This window comes from Lachnospiraceae bacterium GAM79 (assembly GCA_020735665.1).
In the GTDB taxonomy this organism is placed as follows: domain Bacteria; phylum Bacillota; class Clostridia; order Lachnospirales; family Lachnospiraceae; genus Coprococcus.
The window spans coordinates 1,262,677-1,281,606 of sequence record CP085928.1 but is presented as its reverse complement, the minus strand read 5'-3'; the positions used below and the strand labels follow the sequence as shown (position 1 = coordinate 1,281,606).

At 41.7% G+C, this 18,930-nt stretch carries 20 protein-coding genes; 17 read left to right on the top strand and 3 right to left on the bottom strand.

The window, feature by feature from the left end; translation table 11 throughout:
• Positions 1-198 precede the first annotated feature (198 nt).
• Both pyrE and LK416_05755 read left to right on the top strand, forming a co-directional pair.
• Positions 199-873: an orotate phosphoribosyltransferase gene (gene pyrE, locus LK416_05760; GenBank protein ID UEA75684.1), complete on the top strand. Its 675-nt coding sequence runs from the start codon at positions 199-201 to the stop codon at positions 871-873.
• A 17-nt stretch (positions 874-890) separates the two neighbouring features.
• On the top strand, positions 891-1,760 hold the full coding sequence (locus tag LK416_05755) for a methionyl aminopeptidase (GenBank protein ID UEA75683.1): 870 nt from the start codon (positions 891-893) through the stop codon (positions 1,758-1,760).
• Positions 1,761-2,033: 273 nt separating this feature from the next.
• On the opposite strand, the gene htpG is transcribed toward LK416_05755, so the two are convergent.
• Together htpG and LK416_05745 are read right to left on the bottom strand one after the other, a co-directional pair.
• Positions 2,034-3,971, bottom strand: a complete 1,938-nt coding sequence (htpG, locus tag LK416_05750; GenBank protein ID UEA75682.1) for a molecular chaperone HtpG — start codon at positions 3,969-3,971, stop codon at positions 2,034-2,036.
• Positions 3,972-4,214: 243 nt separating this feature from the next.
• Entirely contained in the window at positions 4,215-4,700 is a 486-nt protein-coding gene (locus LK416_05745) for a DUF5721 family protein (GenBank protein UEA75681.1), read from the bottom strand.
• A 187-nt stretch (positions 4,701-4,887) separates the two neighbouring features.
• Between LK416_05745 and LK416_05740 the strand changes: the two genes are divergently transcribed.
• A complete protein-coding gene (locus LK416_05740; protein UEA75680.1) occupies positions 4,888-5,289 on the top strand; it encodes a PH domain-containing protein in 402 nt (133 codons plus the stop codon).
• Between the two features lie 552 nt (positions 5,290-5,841).
• Here the strand turns inward: LK416_05740 and LK416_05735 are convergent.
• Entirely contained in the window at positions 5,842-7,083 is a 1,242-nt protein-coding gene (locus LK416_05735; GenBank protein UEA75679.1) for a peptidoglycan-binding protein, read from the bottom strand.
• Positions 7,084-7,290: 207 nt separating this feature from the next.
• On the opposite strand from LK416_05735, the gene LK416_05730 reads away from it, so the two are divergent.
• The 14 genes from LK416_05730 (at position 7,291) to LK416_05665 (ending at position 18,866) form a co-directional block, all read left to right on the top strand.
• Entirely contained in the window at positions 7,291-7,935 is a 645-nt protein-coding gene (locus LK416_05730; GenBank protein ID UEA75678.1) for a bifunctional precorrin-2 dehydrogenase/sirohydrochlorin ferrochelatase, read from the top strand.
• A 108-nt stretch (positions 7,936-8,043) separates the two neighbouring features.
• Positions 8,044-8,514 (top strand): ribosome maturation factor RimP, encoded by a 471-nt coding sequence (rimP, locus tag LK416_05725; protein UEA75874.1) that lies wholly within the window; start codon positions 8,044-8,046, stop codon positions 8,512-8,514.
• A 24-nt stretch (positions 8,515-8,538) separates the two neighbouring features.
• Complete coding sequence (nusA, locus tag LK416_05720) at positions 8,539-9,720, top strand: transcription termination factor NusA (protein UEA75677.1); 1,182 nt, start codon at positions 8,539-8,541, stop codon at positions 9,718-9,720.
• Between the two features lie 69 nt (positions 9,721-9,789).
• Positions 9,790-10,059 (top strand): YlxR family protein, encoded by a 270-nt coding sequence (locus tag LK416_05715; protein UEA75676.1) that lies wholly within the window; start codon positions 9,790-9,792, stop codon positions 10,057-10,059.
• On the top strand, positions 10,049-10,372 hold the full coding sequence (locus LK416_05710) for a ribosomal L7Ae/L30e/S12e/Gadd45 family protein (GenBank protein UEA75675.1): 324 nt from the start codon (positions 10,049-10,051) through the stop codon (positions 10,370-10,372). The genes LK416_05715 and LK416_05710 overlap by 11 nt, the downstream gene beginning before the upstream one ends.
• Before the next feature lie 3 nt (positions 10,373-10,375).
• On the top strand, positions 10,376-13,303 hold the full coding sequence (gene infB, locus LK416_05705; GenBank protein ID UEA75674.1) for a translation initiation factor IF-2: 2,928 nt from the start codon (positions 10,376-10,378) through the stop codon (positions 13,301-13,303).
• Complete coding sequence (rbfA, locus tag LK416_05700; GenBank protein UEA75673.1) at positions 13,303-13,692, top strand: 30S ribosome-binding factor RbfA; 390 nt, start codon at positions 13,303-13,305, stop codon at positions 13,690-13,692. Before infB ends, rbfA begins: the two co-directional genes overlap by 1 nt.
• Positions 13,682-14,629, top strand: coding sequence for a bifunctional oligoribonuclease/PAP phosphatase NrnA (locus tag LK416_05695; GenBank protein ID UEA75672.1), 948 nt, complete (start codon positions 13,682-13,684; stop codon positions 14,627-14,629). Before rbfA ends, LK416_05695 begins: the two co-directional genes overlap by 11 nt.
• The gene (gene truB / locus LK416_05690) at positions 14,623-15,555 is read left to right on the top strand and encodes a tRNA pseudouridine(55) synthase TruB (GenBank protein UEA75671.1); all 933 of its coding nucleotides are present in this window, start codon (positions 14,623-14,625) and stop codon (positions 15,553-15,555) included. Before LK416_05695 ends, truB begins: the two co-directional genes overlap by 7 nt.
• A gap of 14 nt (positions 15,556-15,569) precedes the next feature.
• Positions 15,570-16,499, top strand: coding sequence for a bifunctional riboflavin kinase/FAD synthetase (locus LK416_05685; GenBank protein UEA75670.1), 930 nt, complete (start codon positions 15,570-15,572; stop codon positions 16,497-16,499).
• A gap of 95 nt (positions 16,500-16,594) precedes the next feature.
• Complete coding sequence (locus tag LK416_05680; protein UEA75669.1) at positions 16,595-16,951, top strand: YlxM family DNA-binding protein; 357 nt, start codon at positions 16,595-16,597, stop codon at positions 16,949-16,951.
• Positions 16,952-16,983: 32 nt separating this feature from the next.
• Entirely contained in the window at positions 16,984-18,330 is a 1,347-nt protein-coding gene (ffh, locus tag LK416_05675; protein UEA75668.1) for a signal recognition particle protein, read from the top strand.
• 41 nt (positions 18,331-18,371) lie between these two features.
• On the top strand, positions 18,372-18,617 hold the full coding sequence (gene rpsP, locus LK416_05670) for a 30S ribosomal protein S16 (protein UEA75667.1): 246 nt from the start codon (positions 18,372-18,374) through the stop codon (positions 18,615-18,617).
• Positions 18,618-18,638: 21 nt separating this feature from the next.
• Entirely contained in the window at positions 18,639-18,866 is a 228-nt protein-coding gene (locus LK416_05665; protein UEA75666.1) for a KH domain-containing protein, read from the top strand.
• Positions 18,867-18,930: the final 64 nt, after the last annotated feature.

Below are 18,930 nucleotides of genomic sequence, written 5' to 3'. Positions count from 1 at the left end.
TATGGTAATATAGGACGGAATTGTTCTAAAGGTATGTCGAAAAATATAGACCTTTGGCTATTGTACAACAATTAGATACAAAATGGAACAGAAAAAATTAACCATTTGTGTTTCGAAACCATTTGTGCTAGAATGAGTTCGAAATGCCTAACTAAAGGGTACATAAATGGTCTGAAATCAAGGAGGAATGAAAGAAAAATGGAACAGTACAAACAGGAATTCATTGAATTTATGATCGATTGTAATGTATTAAAATTTGGAGATTTTACAACAAAGAGTGGAAGAAAAACACCTTTCTTTGTAAATACCGGATTTTACAGAACAGGGGCACAGTTAAAGAGACTGGGTGAGTTCTATGCGGAAGCAATCAACAGTGCGTTTGGTCTTGATTTTGATGTATTGTTTGGACCTGCATACAAGGGAATTCCGCTTTCAGTAGCAACTACCATGTCAATTGCAGAAATGTATGATGAAGACATCAAATATTGCTCAAACAGAAAAGAGATCAAGGATCACGGAGATAAGGGGATCTTACTCGGAAGCCCGATCTCAGATGGTGATAAGGTTGTTATCATTGAAGATGTAACAACAGCCGGAACATCAATCCAGGAGACTATGCCGATCATTAAGGCACAGGGAGATGTAGATGTTATGGGACTCGTTGTTTCTGTTGACCGTATGGAGCGTGGACAGGGCAAGAAGAGTGCACTGACAGAGATTCAGGAAGAATATGGTATCCAGACAACTGCTATTGTTACAATGGCAGAGGTTGTAGAGCATTTATATAATAAAGAATATAAGGGAAAAGTCATAATCGATGATAAGTTAAAGGCTGCGATCGATGCTTATTATGACATTTATGGCGTAAAGTAGAAACGGTTGGTAGAAAAATGAAACTAGGAAGAAATGATATCTGCTGGTGCGGAAGTGGAAAGAAATACAAATCCTGCCATTTGAACATCGACAGCAAACTGGAAGAAATGAAGCTAAAGGGATATAAGATCCCGACGAGAAGAATGATGCGTTCACCGGAACAGATCGAAGGAATCCGCGTGGCATCCAAGGTAAATACAGAGGTGCTTGATTTCATCACTCCATTTGTAAAAGAAGGAGTATCTACAGGTGAGCTTGATCGAAGAATCTATGAATATACGAAATCAATTAATGCAATACCTGCCTGCCTTGGATATGAAGGATATCCGAAGAGTGTCTGTATATCGATCAACGATGTTGTCTGTCATGGTATACCGGATGAGAAAACAATCTTGAAAAATGGAGATATTGTCAACATTGACTGTACAACGAAATATAATGGATATTTTGGCGATTCATCCCGTATGTTCATGATCGGAGATGTTGATCCGGTCTGGAAGAAGCTGGTAGAGGATACCAAGAAAGCACTGGATCTTGGAGTAGAAGTATGTAAGCCATATTCAACGATCGGTGATATCGGATATGCGATCAATACATTTGCCAAAGAGCAGGGCTATTCTGTTGTCCGTGAGATCGGCGGACATGGTGTGGGACTTGATATCCATGAAGATCCGTATGTCAGCCATATCGGACAGCCGGGCAAGGATTATGTGATTGCTCCAAGCATGACATTTACGATCGAGCCGATGATCAATCTTGGTGTGCCTGACGTATGGCAGGATGCTGATGATGGCTGGACGATCCGTACAGATGATGGCAAGCCATCTGCCCAGTGGGAATACACCCTTCTTATGACCGAGCACGGAATTGAGATTTTGGCCAAATAATACTTTCATATAATTATACAAAACACAGGGATTGCCCCTATACAGACGATAAGCCCCATTATAAATGACTCGTTACGGTTTCTGTTCAATGCATATGCCTGATTCGTAAATACTCCTGCGCTAACTCGCCAACTAAACGTTGGCTCAGACAAGCGCTCGTATTTACTGGCAATATGCATTTCACGACGAAACCTTCACTAAATGTCATATTATAATGGGGCTTATGGTCTGTATAGGGGCAATCCCCGTGTTATATATTTTAATTACAAGGTTTTATTTTGCCAGAATACTTAAGATCTCGTTGCTTCTTGCGACGAACTTGGTCATGGCATCGGCAGATAATGGACGGTTTGCAAGGACTGCCAAGTCATATAACTGACAGCAGATGGTAGGAGTGTTCTCGCCATCCGGGTTGTCAAGGACATATTTGACCAGATTATTGTTGGCATTTAATACCAGTGTTTCGCCTTTGCCGCCAAACATAGATGGATCCATGCCCATGCCGGCCATACCATACATCTTCATCATTTCCTGCATACGTCTGGATTCTTCAGACAGAGTCAGCATAGAAGACAGGTTCTCATTCTTTAATGCTTCGACCTTGATCGCGATGTTTTCTACGCCCAATGCCTTCTTGAAAGTCTCAGTGAGATTATCCGTATATTCCTTTGCGGTGTCCTCGGATAATGCTTCATCTACAAAATTATCGGACAGATCTGCATCGATTCTGTAGAAATGTACATTTTCATTTTTCTGTTCCAGAAGCGTGATAAATGGGCTGTCAATCGTCTGTGTCATGATCAGGGCATCCATGCCTTCCTCTTTGAACATGTTAATGTACTGTGACTGAGCAACTTCATCCGTAACATAGAAGACTTTGTTTTCGTATTTTTCTTTTCCGGCTTCCAGATATTCCGGCAGAGTCAGGTATTTGCCTTCCAGATTCTTGTAGATACAGAAGTCTTTCATCTTCTCTAAGAATTTCTCATCCTTTAAGCAGCCGAATTTGATAAATGGGTTGATGTCATCCCAATATTTCTCATAATCTTCTCTGTGAACCTTATACATACCGGATAATTTATCGGCTACCTTCTTTGTGATGTAATCGGAGATCTTCTTAACAAATCCATCATTCTGCAGAGCACTTCTGGATACGTTCAGTGGAAGATCCGGACAGTCGATGGTACCTTTTAACAGCATCAGGAATTCAGGGATAACTTCTTTGATATTATCAGCTACGAATACCTGGTTGTTATACAACTTGATCGTTCCTTCCAGATTATCATACTGGGTATTGATCTTAGGGAAGTACAGGATTCCTTTCAGGTTAAATGGATAGTCCATATTCAGGTGGATCCAGAACAATGGATCTTTGTAATCATGGAATACTTTATGATAGAAGTCTTTGTATTCATCGTCTGTACAGTCATTTGGATGCTTGGTCCAGAGAGGTGTTGTGGTATTTAAAGGCTTTGGTGCTTCTTTTTCTTTCTTTTCGGCAGCATCCTTTGTTTTATCGGTTTCAGCAGTAGCTTCTTCTGATGCTTCAGCTTTGGTTGCCTTTTCTTCTACATCTTTTGCAGGGGCATCTGCATTTGTAAAGTAGATCTCTACAGGCATGAAAGAGCAGTATTTGTCGATTACTTCTTTGATACGGTATTCATTTGCAAATTCATAGCTGTCTTCATTCAGATACAGGGTGATAACAGTACCTCTGGTTTCTTTGTCGCCTTTATCCATGGAGAAGTCCGTTCCGTTCTCACATTCCCAATATACAGGTTCTGCGTCCTGTTTGTAGGAAAGGGATTCGATCGTTACCTTATCGGCAACCATGAATGCGGAGTAGAAACCGAGTCCGAAATGACCGATGATCTGTTCCTCTGTTGCCTTGTCCTTGTACTGCTCAAGGAAAGCAGCAGCACCGGAAAATGCAATCTGATTAATATACTTTTCGACTTCTTCAGCAGTCATACCGATACCATTATCAATAAACTGTAAGGTCTTGTTGTCCGGGCTTGCGATCACATCGATACGATAAGGCTCGTCCGGTTCGTCAAATTCGCCCATCAGAGATAATTTCTTTAATTTTGTTACAGCATCACAGCCGTTTGAGATTAATTCCCTGACAAAGATATCATGGTCGGAATACAGCCATTTCTTGATGACAGGGAAAATGTTTTCGCTGTTAATTGATAAACTTCCTTTTTTCATAAAAAATGCATCTCCTTATATAAATTCTATATTATTCCAGTTGTCAGAACAAATCGGAATACGCAAATATATATATGTGTAATGAGAGAAATATCTGCCCTATCTGTTCTGTGTTATCACTAACAGATATCATAAATCAGAAAAAAATAGAAGTCAAGACAAAATTAGCACTCAAATACGTTGAGTGCTAATAATTCACAAATATTTTATGGTTTATTTAGAAATGAATGCTGTAACAGGTGGTTAAAAGATCTGATTCTGTTTAAAAAAAGCAGATACATTTGCATCCCAGATGTTTGCAAGTGTTTTATCCATGGAGAAAATGTTCATGGATGCCATCGTTGTAAGTGAGATCTTTTCTCCGTCAAAGTAGATGTTTAAAGACAGATTTGCAATGTCGGATGTCGTGAGATTCAGATGGTTCTGTTCAATGATCCGGTTAATGTTCGCGTCCGATAAGATCAGCACGATCTTGAAGTTTAATGGGAGTTTATTGCCCTTGATGACATTGAAGATATGATGTCTGACAGCCCCCCATGTCGTATAAGTCTTTGAGGTCATTTCTTCCAGTTCTTCCGTATCAAAAAAAGATGGATTCAGTCTGCCGTCGATCGTATAAGAAACGTCGGAACGGACATAGGCTTCCACCAGCAAAAATGTGTCAAAGACCGGTTCCATCAAAAGCTTTTTAACGAAGTTTTTTGTTTCAGTAATTTCTATATTAAGCATATGCAGCTCTTACCTCCCTGCCATAAACAACGGATCGCGATAAAATGATGCTTTTAGTTTACAGGAAAAGAGGAAAGGTTGCAATCGGAAATCTGAAAACAGCCGGATGATAAAATCCATTTGTTGAACTTTAGCGGGAGGTGTGTTAGTATTTTTACATATTTATAAAAATATGGGAGGTTTTGAAATGGCAGAGATTATATGGAAGGATCGCAAACGTATATTTTTCGGATTACCATGGACATTTACAAAGTACAGATTATCAGAGGATCGGTTATTTATCAGTACGGGGTTCTTCAGTGTGAAAGAAGATGAAGTACGACTTTATCGCATCATGGATGTTTCATTGGAACGCAAATTATGGCAGAGAATGTGCGGACTTGGAACGATCAAATGCTGTTCTGCAGATAAGACAATGGGAGATTTCGAGATCAAGAACATCAAGAAGTCCAGAGAGGTCAAGGAAATGTTATCAAATATGGTAGAAGATGAACGTACCAAAAAGAAGGTTTCCAGCCGTGAGTTCATGGATCATGAACGCGATGAACTCGACGACTACAACGAATACGACGACCACGATACATATTAAGAGGGACGATCAAAAGTGCGTTGTTGCTTTATATGATAGTAGCTTGCTTTGATCAGTAATGTAAGATCGTATCTGGTTGTTCAGCAAGAGGGATGCGTTGACAATTAAATGAGAACTGATATTACATATTATTCCGCAAGACGCTTCCGCTCTACCTTCGACGTAGTGGTACATAAGGCTGCAAAAGACGCAGCCTAAGTACCAACGCTCAGGCAGGCTTGCTTCATAATAGTAATATCAGTTCTCATTTTAAATTATAAGGTAAAGTGATTGCTGAACAACCAGATACGATCTTTTACGATATGAAAACAAGATACCATGATATAAAAGCAACAACGCACTTTTGATCTGTCAGTGGAATCAAGTATCGAAGTAGACTATATCTTATCATAGACAGACAGGGAACCCTGCATACCTTTATGGAGCAGACCTTTTTTCACGTCGGTTCTTAACGAGTCACCGAAGGTGAGGAGTTTAGTACCGTTACGTGAAAAATAGAACGCGAGTGTTCTGCGGAATAAAGGGTATGCAGGGTTCTCTGTCGTTCGGTGATCAGATATTCTCGGCTATCTTGGTGACGCCAACGTAGATTTGGGAGACTTTGTACCAGGTGGAGTAGTCGGTGATGCCGGTAACGGGCAGGTCGAAGATCTGCTGAAAGCGTCTGACGGCATCGGCTGTGGCAGGTCCATAGATGCCATCGGCGGCGACAGTTGGTATGGACGGATAATTCTGTGCGATACGATTTAACTGCTCCTGAAGCTGACGAACCTTGTCACCGGTTGCGCCGATTGACAGATCATATCCCGGATAAGAGGATGGAATACCGGCAATGGTTTCGGCAGAGTTGATATAAATGGAATCGCCATAGTAGTAGCGTAAGATCTCTATCGCAGACAGTCCCTGATCGGCAAGATGCTTGGAACCCCATTGGGTCATCCAGTTTGGACAGGTGACACGTTTCCCGTCACAATATTGTGTAAAGATCGGTTGTGTGACACCCGGCCTTGACAGATAATTGGCAAATTGTTCATCAACGATACGGGAGATATTTTTATATATAGTCTTGTTATAGATCCATTTCTGATCGTAAGCGGTTGAAGATGTGATCGTAAAATCGTATCCCTTTCCTCGATACCATTCTGTATAGACACGGTTTAATGTGAAGGACATAATTGCAAGAATATTGGCTCGCAGAGAAGCATCCGGCCACGTGGAGTAGATTTCATTTGATGCAACATTCTTTATGTAGTCTTTGTAAGGTACATAGTAGTCGATTGCAGTTGGGTCAGAAGGTGCTCCATCATGAACCACGATGGTTTCAGGAATCACGACACGGCTCAAGACGATCTCGCCTGTCTCTGCAACTGTTTTAATTTCATCCTCAGCAATCTTTGGCGGATATTCTTCCCAGAGGGTATGAGCACCGATCACCGTTGGGTTATAGCTCGATTGGTCAGTATCAGAAACACGCAGCTTAACTGCCTGAATGCCCTTTTGTTCAGTAAACATCTGTACACCGGAGATAATACGTGGTTCAAATCCGGGTGCATTGATTTTCAGATTGTATTCGGAATATGGCTGGTTGTCAGATGGTTCCATGCTGTATTCCAGTGGAGGAGTTTCAAGGGTGATGCCGTCGATGATACCGTCACTGTCTGTTTGCAGTTCCTCTATTACTTCATCCGGAGTTCCGGTTGATGCGACAGAAACGACCGCATCGGTTACCGGATATGCAGTCTGTTCCGAGATGATCCTGATTTTTAATGTTCCGTTATTGTTTCCATTTGCCATTTTAGTAATCCTGAATTATAATCTGTTTATTATATGAAGCAAAGTTGCATTTCATGCCAATAATACTTTATCAATGCTGAAACAGGAAAAACATAATCAGTTGTTTACAGAAAGGTATGTTATGCATGGTATATAATGATGAGGTATATGAAAAAAGAATTTATTGAAAAGTAATATAAAAGAAAAGAAGCGACAGGAGGTTTCACTATGGCATATTTTCCAATGTTTATCAATCTGGAAAACAAAAAAGTAATCGTACTTGGCGGAGGAAAGACCGCACTTCGAAAGATTAACTCTCTGATAAAGTTTGACTGTAAGATCGCAGTTATCGCACCGAGAATCTGCGATGAGATCAAGGCAGTACAGGGAATCAGTGTACATGAGTCGAATATGACATTAGATGCGCTTGATACGGCAGATATGGTAATTGCAGCAACTAAGAGGGATGATGTAAATGCTAAGATCGGAAAGTATTGTAACGAACATAATATTCCGGTCAATGTAGCAGATAACAAGGATGTCAGCAGCTTCTTGTTCCCCGGAATTGTTATGCGTGAAGACTTGGTGATAGGGGTCACAACAGGAGGCTACAGTTCAAATGTAGCAAAGGAGATCCGTAATATGATCGAGAAGCTGATTCCTTATGAGTACGGAACCCTGACCAGAAAGATGGGAGCATACCGGGAGATTGCATCCATTAATATCAAGGATACTTATTTAAGGGAACTGGCACTGGATGAGATCATCAAACAGGCAATCAGCAATAAGTACATGATCGATGACCGAAAGGCAAATAAGATTCTGGATCGTTATGCGAAGGAAGATGAGCTGAGAGCGAAGGGCATGCGATAAAAAATACTTGCATTTTCCTTATAACGTGTTATAATCTTGTTTTAGTAAGATTATGGTAACTATTAAGAGTGGGTTTTGGCCCACTCTTAGTTTTTGTAGAAAGGTGGTATTGCTACGAAGAAAACAGATATTGAAGCAAAAGCAACAGAGATGGTTCTGCCGATCATTGAAGCAAATAACCTTGAACTGGTTGATGTGGAATATGTAAAAGAAGGCAGTGATTATTATCTGCGGATCTATGCAGATAAAGAAGGTGGAATAACGATCGGAGATTGTGAGATCGTGAACAGAGCCATGAGTGATCTGCTGGATGCAGATGACTTCATTAAGGATGCCTATATTCTGGAGGTCAGCTCTCCGGGGCTTACAAGACCATTAAAGAAGGAAAATGACTTTAAACGGAGTATTGGTAAGATTGTAGAGATCAAGACATATACCAAGATCGATAACTGTAAAGATTTTGAAGGTGAACTTACAGCATACGATGAAGAAACAGTTACCATTTTGACAGAAGATGAGAAAGAACTGAAGATTGCAAGAAAAGATATATCGATGATAAGACTTGCATTTGTATATTAATAAAAGAAGCGGGAGGATAAAAAAGTGTCAGAAATTATCGAAGCATTAAATCAATTAGAAAAGGAGAAAAATATCAGCAAGGATATTCTGCTGGATGCGATCGAAAGATCCTTAAAGGCGGCCTGCAAGAAGGACTTTGATACCGATGAGAATATCGATGTTGTTATGGATCGTGAGACCGGTGAGTTTCATGTATATGCGAAGAAAGAGGTTGTAGAAGAGGTTGAAAGACCTGCGACACAGATTTCTCTGGAAAAAGCTAAGATGATGAATTCCAAGTATGATCTCGGAGATATCATCAACATCGAGATCACAACAAAGGATTTCGGAAGAATCGCAGCACAGAGAGCAAGAAATGTAATCGTTCAGGCAATTAATGAGAGCGAAAGAGATGCGATCTACGATCACTTCTATACAAAAGAGAAGGATATCATCACAGGTATCGTTCAGAGATATGTTGGAAACAACATCAATGTCAGTCTGGATGACAAGACAGAAGCAATCTTAAAAGAGTCTGAGATGGTTCCCGGCGAAGTATATAACAGAGGTGACCGTATCAAATTATATGTAACAGAAGTAAAGAAAGGATCCAGAGGACCTAAGATCACAGTATCCAGAACACATCCTGATCTGGTAAAGCGTTTATTTGAAAAGGAAGTAACCGAGATCGCAGACGGTACAGTAGAGATCAAGAGCTCCTGCCGTGAGGCCGGTTCCCGTTCCAAGATCGCTGTTTATTCTCATGATGAGAATGTAGATCCGGTAGGTGCATGTGTAGGTGTAAACGGAAGCCGTGTTAATAACGTAGTTGAAGATCTGAACGGCGAGAAGATCGATATTATCTGTTGGGATGAGAATCCGGCAATCTTCATCAAGAATGCATTAAGTCCATCAGAGGTTATCGCAGTTGATGTAGATCTGAATGAAAAGAGCGCATTTGTCGTTGTACCGGATTACCAGTTATCACTTGCAATCGGTAAGAAAGGTCAGAATGCAAGACTTGCTGCAAAGCTGACAGGATATAAGATCGACATTAAGAGTGAGTCACAGGCAGAAGAGATGGGATATTTCTCAGAAGAAAATGATGACTATAAAGAGCCGGAGCAGGAAGAAGCATTTGACAATATCGACGATATCGTTGATGGTTCTTATGAAGAATCTCTGGAGCAGCAGGATACGGAAAAAGTAAAAGAAGACGAAGAATAAAATGAAGTTCTGACCGGGTACCATGCCGATTGGAACGGTGATAAATATATAAGCATAGGAAGTGATGTTATGGCAAAGAAGATACCGCTCAGACAGTGCCTTGGTTGTAATGAGATGATACCGAAAAAAGAACTCATCCGTATCGTGAAGGATAATGAGAATAATTTTGCGATCGACCTGACCGGCAAGATGAATGGACGGGGGGCATATATATGCCGTAAGGCAGAGTGCCTGAAAAAAGCTATGAAGAGTAAATCTCTGGAACGCTCATTCAAGATGCAGATTCCAAAAGAGGTTTATGAGAAACTGGATAAGGAGTTAGAGGCAATTGAACAGTAAGAAGATTTATTCCATGATTTCCTTATGTGCAAAGGCCGGAAGGCTGGTAAGCGGAAACTTTTCAGTAGAAAAGGCCGTAAAAAACGGAAGCGCATGTGCCGTGATCGTGGCATGTGATGCAGCCCATAATACAAAGAAACTATTTGATCAAAAATGTAATTTTTATGAGATCCCATATTTTGAATTTGGAGACAAAGACAGTCTGGGAAAATTCGTTGGAAAAGAATTCCGGACGTCGATCGCAATCTTAGATGAAGGATTTGCGAAACAGATCATAAAATACATGAGTTTGAGTGAAAATATGGAGGTGTAACTTTTGACGAAACTGAGAGTACACGAATTGGCAAAAGAGCTGAATATAAGTAACAATGAAATCAAAGCAATCCTTGGCAAAAATGGTATCGAGATCAAGAGCCATATGTCGGCTGTTGATGAGAATATGATCAATATCGTTAAGAAGGCATGCGGAACCGGTACAAAGAAAGCAGATGCGCCGGCAGCAAAGCCTGTACCGGAGAAGAAGCCGGAGGACGTAAAGGCGGCAAAGACAGCGCCGGAAAAGGTTCAGAAAGAAAATCCTGTAAAAGAAGAGCCTAAGAAAACGGTTGCAAGAAATGATCGACCGGCTACAGGGGAAGCGAATAAGTCGAAACAGGGTAAAGATGAGGGACATACGAGATTTGTCAGAGATGACAGAAACAGAAATAATTCCGATAGACAAAATAATGAGAGAGTAAGATTTAACAATAGTGAGCGTATGAATTCTGATAAGACAAGATTTGGCGACAAGCAGGGAAATGACAGACCAAGATATAACAACGACAGAAATAACGGTGACCGTGTAAGATTTACAAATGGTGATAGAAATAATTCTGACAGACCGAGATATAATAATGACAGAAACGGTACTGACAGAAACAATTCCGACAGACCAAGATACAACAATGACAGAAATAACAATGACAGAAATAACACTGACAGACCAAGATACAATAATTCCGGTGACAGAAATAATTCTGACAGACCGAGATTTAACAATGACAGAAATGGTCAGGACAGAGGAAGATTCTCTAACAATGGCCGTGGTGGTCAGGATCGTGGCAGATTTTCCGGAAACGGAGATCGTCAGGGCGGCTTCGACAAGCCGAAGTTCGGTGACAGGCCGGATAACAGAAACAACCGGTTCAACAATAACAGAAACAATACTCCGATGGGATTCGGCAAGGATGACGAGGATGATAATAATAATAATCAGAGAAGAAGTCCAAGAACAAATACCCGTAAGGATTTTGAAGCAAAAGAGATGCCGGGCAAGGATTTAAAGAGCCAGAACAGAGACAATTATAACAGAGATAAGAATAAGCCTCGTAAGGGCAACAGAAGATCTCCGGAAGAGGTTGAGGCAGATATCAGCAGACTGGCTAAAAATGTCAGAAACAAGCATCATCAGCCACAGCAGCCTCAGCAGCAGGCAGAGGACAAGGAAACGATCCGTACGATCACACTTCCGGAGGTTATAACGATCAAAGAACTTGCAGACATTATTAAGGAGCCTGTAAATGCGCTGATCAAGAAGCTTTTCCTTGCAGGTAAGATGTATAACGTGAACTCTGAGTTAGACTTTGAAACAGCAGCAGAGATCGCGTTGGAATATAACTGTATTGCTGAAGAGGAAGAGAAAGTCGATGTGATCGAGGAGCTCTTAAAAGAGGATGAAGAAGACGAGAAGGATATGGTTCCAAGACCACCTGTTGTCTGCGTTATGGGTCACGTTGACCATGGTAAAACATCCCTTCTGGATGCGATCCGTAAGACAAATGTAACATCAGCCGAGGCCGGTGGTATCACACAGGCGATCGGTGCATCTGTAGTAGAGATCAATGGACAGACGATCACATTCTTAGATACACCGGGACATGAGGCGTTCACAGCTATGCGTATGCGTGGCGCACAGTCTACCGATATTGCTATCCTTGTTGTAGCAGCAGATGATGGTGTTATGCCACAGACGATTGAGGCTATTAACCATGCAAAGGCAGCCGGTATCGAGATCATCGTTGCGATCAATAAGATCGATAAACCAAGTGCAAATATCGAGCGTGTAAAGCAGGAGCTTACAGAATATGAACTGATCCCTGAGGACTGGGGCGGATCAACGATCTTCTGCCCGGTTTCCGCACATACAGGTGAAGGACTGGATAACCTGCTTGAGATGATCCTGTTAACTGCAGAGGTTCTTGAGTTAAAGGCAAATCCAAACAGAAATGCTCGTGGTATCGTAATCGAAGCAGAGCTTGATAAGGGACGTGGTCCTGTTGCAACTATGTTAGTGCAGAAGGGTACACTTCATGTAGGAGATTATCTTGCAGTCGGATCTTCCCATGGTAAGGTTCGTGCAATGCACAATTCAAAAGGTGTCCGTGTAACAGAAGCAACTCCATCCACTCCGGTGCAGATCCTTGGTCTGGATACAGTTCCATCAGCCGGTGAGATCTTTATGGCGGTTGATAATGAGAAGGAAGCAAGACAGATTTCCGAGACATACATTTCGCAGAGCAGAGTGAAGATGCTTGCTGAGACGAAATCCAGAATGTCACTGGATGATCTGTACAGCCAGATCCAGGCAGGTAATGTCAAGGAACTGAACATCATTATCAAAGCTGATGTACAGGGTTCTGTAGAGGCTGTTAAGCAGAGTCTGTTAAAGCTTTCAAATGATGAAGTTGCAGTAAAATGTATCCATTCCGGTGTTGGTGCGATCAACGAGTCAGATATCATTCTGGCATCCGCATCCAATGCAATCGTAATCGGTTTCAATATCCGGCCGGATGCAAGAGCAAAAGAGACAGCAGAGACAGAAGGTGTAGATGTTCGTTTATACAGAGTCATCTACAATGCAATTGAAGATATTGAGTCTGCAATGAAGGGTATGTTAGATCCTATCTTTGAAGAACAGGTAATAGGTCATGCAGAGATCAGACAGACCTACAAGGCTTCCGGTGTCGGTATGATCGCAGGTTCTTATGTATTAGATGGTATCATCAACCGAAATTGCAGCGTAAGAATAACCCGTGAAGGAAATCTGATCTACGAAGGCAAGATGGCTTCCTTAAAGAGATTCAAGGATGATGTGAAGGAAGTTAAGTCAGGATTTGAATGTGGTATTGTTCTTGAGAACTTTAATGACATTCAGGTAGAGGATCAGATTGAAGCATATCAGATGGTAGAGGTTCCAAGAAAATAATGAGAAAGAACAGTGTAAAAAATACAAGAATTAATGCAGAGGTTCAGAGAGAACTCTCACGGATCATCAGCAGAGAGATCAAGGATCCCCGCATTAATCCGATGACATCCGTAGTAGAGGCGGTTGTAACACCGGATCTGAAATACTGCAAGGCATACATCAGTGTCCTTGGAGATCAGGATTCCGTAAACTCCACACTGGAGGGACTGAACAGTGCAATGGGATTTATCAGAAGAGAACTTGCACATTCCATTAATCTCAGAAATACACCTGAGATCACATTTATCATGGATCAGTCGATCGAATACGGTGTAACAATGTCCAAAAAGATTGATGATGTTGTAAAAGACATCGAAGATGATGAGGATGATACAGAAAATGAAGAATGATTTTCTTACCATGATCGAGCAGGCAGACACAATCGCTATAACCGGACATGTACGTCCGGATGGCGACTGTGTAGGCTCAACGGTTGGATTATATAATTATATCATCAGCAATTATGATAAGCAGGTACAGATCTATCTGGAGGAATTCTCCAAGGATTTTTTGTTTTTACATGATGCAGATAAGATCAGTCATACACCGACAGATCAGGTCTATGATCTGTGTATTGCGGTGGATTGTGGTGATAAGGAAAGACAGGGAGATTTTCTTCCGATCTTTGAACGTGCGAAGCGTACAATGTGTGTGGATCATCATATCTCCAATCCGGGATTTGGTGAGGTATGCTATGTGGATGCAGAAGCGTGTTCCGCGGCAGAAGCACTTTATAAGCTGATGGAACAGGACAAGATTAATAAGAATGCTGCCGAAGCACTCTATATGGGAATTGTACATGATACAGGCGTATTCAAACACAGTAATACAACAAAGAGTGCGATGAGTATAGCGGGTGATCTGATCGAAAAGGGTGCAAATCCGTCATTTATTATAGATGAAACCTTCTATAAGAAGACATTTGTCGCAAATAAGCTGCTTGGAATCGCTCTGACAAAAGCAGAGCAGCATGCAGATGGCAGGATCATCAGCACAGTGCTTGAGACAGAGGATTTCCGAAAAAGTGGTGCAGGCAAGATCGATACGGATGGTATCGTTGATCAGCTTCGGATCACAGAGGGAACGGAAACGGCGGTATTTATCTATCAGACAGGAGAAGAAGAATACAAGATTTCACTTCGGTCGAATAATATCGTTGATGTAAGCAGGATATCCTGCAATCATGGCGGCGGTGGTCATGTTCGTGCTGCAGGTTTCAGCATGAAGGGAGATATCAAAGAGATCCTTGCCGGCGTGATAGAGGAGATTAAGGAACAGTTATGCTAGACGGCTTTTTGAATGTATACAAGGAGCAGGGCTATACATCATTTGATGTAGTAGCCAAGCTTCGTGGTATTTTAAAACAGAAGAAGATCGGTCACACAGGCACACTTGATCCGATGGCGGAAGGTGTGCTTTTGGTGTGTCTTGGACAGGCAACAAAATTAAGCGAAATGCTGATCGATAAGGATAAGACATACCGCTGTGTCATGCTGCTCGGAAAGACAACAGATACAGAGGATGTAACAGGAAAAGTCCTTACAGAGACAGCAGATATCCCGGATGAAGCATCGGTAATAGAAGCGGTAAACAGCTTTATCGGCACTTATGGACAGATACCGCCAATGTATTCGGCTATCAAGGTAAACGGCAAAAAGCTCTATGAATATGCCAGACAGGGAATTGAGATCGAACGGAGTCCGAGAGAGGTAACAATCCTTGAGGTAAAGATAGAGGATGTGTCGCTTCCAAGGGTTACATTTACCATACATTGTTCCAAAGGAACGTATATCAGAAGCTTATGCCGGGATATCGGAGAAAAGCTTGGCTGCGGAGCAGTCATGGAGAAGCTGGTCCGTACTGAAGTGAAGAACTTCAGGGTTGAAGACAGCCTGACACTTGCGGAGATCGAGCAGGCGAGAGATCAGGGAACGATCGCTTCATATGTAATGAAGAAAGAACTATTGCTGCCGGAGTATCCGGAGCTTCATATCGGTACAGATGAATATGCAAGAAAGCTGTTAAGAAATGGAAATAAACTTCAGCTTTCCCAGTTTGCGGAAGCTGTGAGTCCTGAAACGGTTACAGATGTTCCGGGCATCCGTGTCTATGATGAAACGGACAGCTTTGCAGCGATATACCGATATGAAAAGGAAAAGAGCATCTGCCAGCCGGTAAAGATGTTCCCGAAGAATGCAGAGACAGATAGATGATAGGATAGAAGACAATGCAGCATTATTTTAATCAGAAAGATATACAGATCAATACAGAAAAAGGTTCCGTCGTTGCACTTGGCAAGTTTGACGGTTTTCATCAGGGCCACAAGCTGCTGCTTGACGAGGTGCTTCGTTTACAGAAGGATGGATATACCGGAGTCGTATTTACCTTTGATATTCGTAAAAATTCGATCTTTGATGTAGATAAGCTTCAAAGCATCATAACCTCGGAAGAAAAATGTATGCTTGCAGAACAGATGGGAATCGATGTACTGGTGGAGTATCCGTTTGATGATGCATTTGCATCGATGGAACCGGAAGCTTTCGTAACGGATATCCTTGTAAAAAGGTTACATGCCGGATATGTAGTCGTAGGAACCGATTACGGATTCGGAAAAAAGAAACGCGGGAATGTAGAACTTCTGCGGAAGATGGCCGGCGAACACGGCTATCAGGTGATCGTGATAGAAAAGAAAAAAATCCATGATGTCATTGTAAGTTCCACTTATATCAGAATGTTGATCAGTGAGGGAAAAATGGAAGAAGCAGAAACCTTCCTTGGCAGACCTTATTTTCTGTCCGGTCATGTAGTGCATGGCAGAGAGCTTGGCAGGACGATCCAGGTTCCGACGGCAAATCTGCTTCCAAAGCATGGGAAAATCTATCCGGTGACGGGTGTTTATGCATCAAGGATACATCTGGAGGACGGCAGGGTCTGTTATGGGATTACGAATATCGGAGACAATCCGACGGTGAATACAGATCGCAGGGTAACAATCGAGACGCATATCTTTGATTTTGATGAGGATATCTATGAACAGAAGCTGGTCGTGGAATTGTTATCCTTTATTCGCGGAGAGCAGAAATTTTCAGGTGTTTCAGAATTAAAAGCACAGATGCTTGCAGACATGGAAGTGGCAAAACAGAGGATATTCGGATAAAAATTAATTTGTCAAGATATTTTACTTGACAACGATGCAGGCATGGTATAGAATAACCCATGGTAAAGGGAAAATACTTTACAGGCGGTGATCGTATGGAGAAAATAGTCAGACAGTCTTTATTATATGATTTTTATGGAGAGCTTTTGACAGAGCATCAGAAAGCAATTTATGAAGATGTGGTCAATAATGATATGTCCTATTCCGAGATTGCCAGAATGAATCAGATCAGCAGACAGGGTGTCTATGACATGATCAAGCGCTGCGATAAGATCTTGGAAGAATATGAAGATAAGTTACAGCTTGTTGACAAATTCATGAAAGCGAGAAAGCAGGTCGAGAAGATGAAAGACTGCATTTCAGAGCTGATGGAGGAGAATCGGGATGACAGGCTGAATTCGAAGATAGAAGCAATCGACCGGTTATCGGATCGGATACTGGACGAGTTTTAGTAGATGAGTGTTAGGAACGAAGGGAGATATTCATGGCTTTTGACAGTTTATCTGACAAGCTTCAAAATGTTTTCAAGAAACTGAGAAGCAAGGGTGTTCTTACAGAAGATGATGTAAAAGAGGCAATGAAAGAAGTAAAGCGTGCTTTACTGGAAGCCGATGTAAACTTCAAGGTTGTTAAATCATTTATCAAAGCTGTAAGTGACAGAGCTGTTGGTGAAGAAGTCCTTAAGGGTTTGAATCCCGGACACATGGTCATTAAGATTGTAAAAGAAGAGATGGATAAGCTGATGGGTTCTGATGTAACAGAGCTGAAATTACTTCCGTCAAATGAGATTACAGTCATTATGATGTGCGGTCTTCAGGGTGCCGGTAAGACAACAACGGCTGCAAAACTTGCATATCAGTTTAAGAATAAAGGCAAGAAACCATTGTTAGTTGCCTGTGATGTATACAGACCGGCTGCGATCAAGCAGCTGCAGATCAATGGTGAAAAGGTTGGCGTGCCTGTCTTTACGATGGGAGATAATCATAAGCCGCTTGATATTGCCAAGGCTGCGATCCTGCATGCAGAAAAGAATCATATGAATCTGGTATTTATCGATACTGCCGGACGACTTCATGTAGATGAAGATATGATGGATGAGCTTGCGGAGATCAAGGAAAATATCAATGTTACATATACAGTTCTTACCGTTGATGCGATGACAGGACAGGATGCTGTCAATGTTGCAACGACATTTAACGATAAGATTGGTATAGATGGTGTGATCCTAACGAAGTTAGATGGTGACACCAGAGGTGGTGCGGCACTTTCCATTAAGGCTGTTACCGGAAAGCCGATCCTGTATGCAGGAATGGGTGAGAAGCTGACAGATCTGGAACCATTTTATCCGAGCCGTATGGCGAGCCGTATTCTTGGAATGGGTGATGTGGAATCGCTGATCGAGAAAGCACAGAATGCGATCGATGATGAGAAAGCGAAAGAGATGGAACAGAAGTTCCGGAAAGCATCCTTTGATTTCAATGATTTTATGGAACAGATGGATCAGCTTGAGAAGATGGGTGGAATCGGAGACCTGCTCTCCATGATGCCCGGAATGTCCAGTCAGATGAAGAATGTACAGATTGATGAAGATGCAGGCAAGAAGCCGAAGGCGATCATTCAGTCCATGACACCGAATGAGAGATGTTTGAAGGATCCGATCTCACCATCCAGAAAGAAACGTATTGCAGACGGCGCGGGCGTTCAGATCGCGGAAGTCAACCGTTTCTTAAAGCAGTTTGAACAATCCAAGAAAATGATGAAGCAGATGTCCGGTATGATGGGTGGCAAAAAACGCCACGGTGGATTCAAGCTTCCGTTTGGATTTAAATAAATTTTTATATTTTATATTTTATTTCAGGAGGAACAAACAAAATGGCAGTAAAAATCAGATTAAGAAGAATGGGTTATAAGAAGCATCCTTTTTACAGAGTAATCGTTGCAGATTCAAGATTCCCAAGAGATGGTAGATTCATCGAGGAGATTGGAACATATGATCCTAACCAGGAGCCAAGCGTAGTAAAAATCGATGAAGAAGCAGCTAAGAAGTGGCTTCAGACAGGTGCTCAGCCAACTGAGACTGTTGCTAAGTTATTCAAGCAGGCAGGTATTGAAAAATAATATCACCAGGGAGGTGTTTAAATGAAAGATTTAGTTGAAATCATTGCAAAATCCCTAGTAGATCATCCAGAGCAAATATCTGTTACTGAGACAGAGAAAGACGATATAATTAAAGTTGAACTGACTGTTGCACCAGAGGATATGGGCAAGGTTATCGGAAAACAAGGCAGAATTGCCAAATCCATCCGTACAGTTGTAAAAGCAGCTGCTTCAAAGGGTGACAAAAAGGTAATTGTAGATATTAAGTAGTACAAAGATCTTTTTGGGGGAGTTATCATAACTCCCCCATTTTTAGTTATAGTGGAGGAAAGAT

Coding starts and splice junctions, on each gene's coding strand:
- pyrE (UEA75684.1), top strand. CDS start 199: ATGGAACAGTACAAACAGGAATTCATTGAATTTATGATCGATTGTAAT.
- LK416_05715 (UEA75676.1), top strand. CDS start 9,790: ATGGCAAAGAAGATACCGCTCAGACAGTGCCTTGGTTGTAATGAGATG.
- LK416_05755 (UEA75683.1), top strand. CDS start 891: ATGAAACTAGGAAGAAATGATATCTGCTGGTGCGGAAGTGGAAAGAAA.
- ffh (UEA75668.1), top strand. CDS start 16,984: ATGGCTTTTGACAGTTTATCTGACAAGCTTCAAAATGTTTTCAAGAAA.
- rbfA (UEA75673.1), top strand. CDS start 13,303: ATGAGAAAGAACAGTGTAAAAAATACAAGAATTAATGCAGAGGTTCAG.
- LK416_05740 (UEA75680.1), top strand. CDS start 4,888: ATGGCAGAGATTATATGGAAGGATCGCAAACGTATATTTTTCGGATTA.
- truB (UEA75671.1), top strand. CDS start 14,623: ATGCTAGACGGCTTTTTGAATGTATACAAGGAGCAGGGCTATACATCA.
- LK416_05695 (UEA75672.1), top strand. CDS start 13,682: ATGAAGAATGATTTTCTTACCATGATCGAGCAGGCAGACACAATCGCT.
- LK416_05745 (UEA75681.1), bottom strand. CDS start 4,700: ATGCTTAATATAGAAATTACTGAAACAAAAAACTTCGTTAAAAAGCTT.
- LK416_05735 (UEA75679.1), bottom strand. CDS start 7,083: ATGGCAAATGGAAACAATAACGGAACATTAAAAATCAGGATCATCTCG.
- htpG (UEA75682.1), bottom strand. CDS start 3,971: ATGAAAAAAGGAAGTTTATCAATTAACAGCGAAAACATTTTCCCTGTC.
- rpsP (UEA75667.1), top strand. CDS start 18,372: ATGGCAGTAAAAATCAGATTAAGAAGAATGGGTTATAAGAAGCATCCT.
- LK416_05730 (UEA75678.1), top strand. CDS start 7,291: ATGGCATATTTTCCAATGTTTATCAATCTGGAAAACAAAAAAGTAATC.
- LK416_05685 (UEA75670.1), top strand. CDS start 15,570: ATGCAGCATTATTTTAATCAGAAAGATATACAGATCAATACAGAAAAA.
- LK416_05665 (UEA75666.1), top strand. CDS start 18,639: ATGAAAGATTTAGTTGAAATCATTGCAAAATCCCTAGTAGATCATCCA.
- LK416_05680 (UEA75669.1), top strand. CDS start 16,595: ATGGAGAAAATAGTCAGACAGTCTTTATTATATGATTTTTATGGAGAG.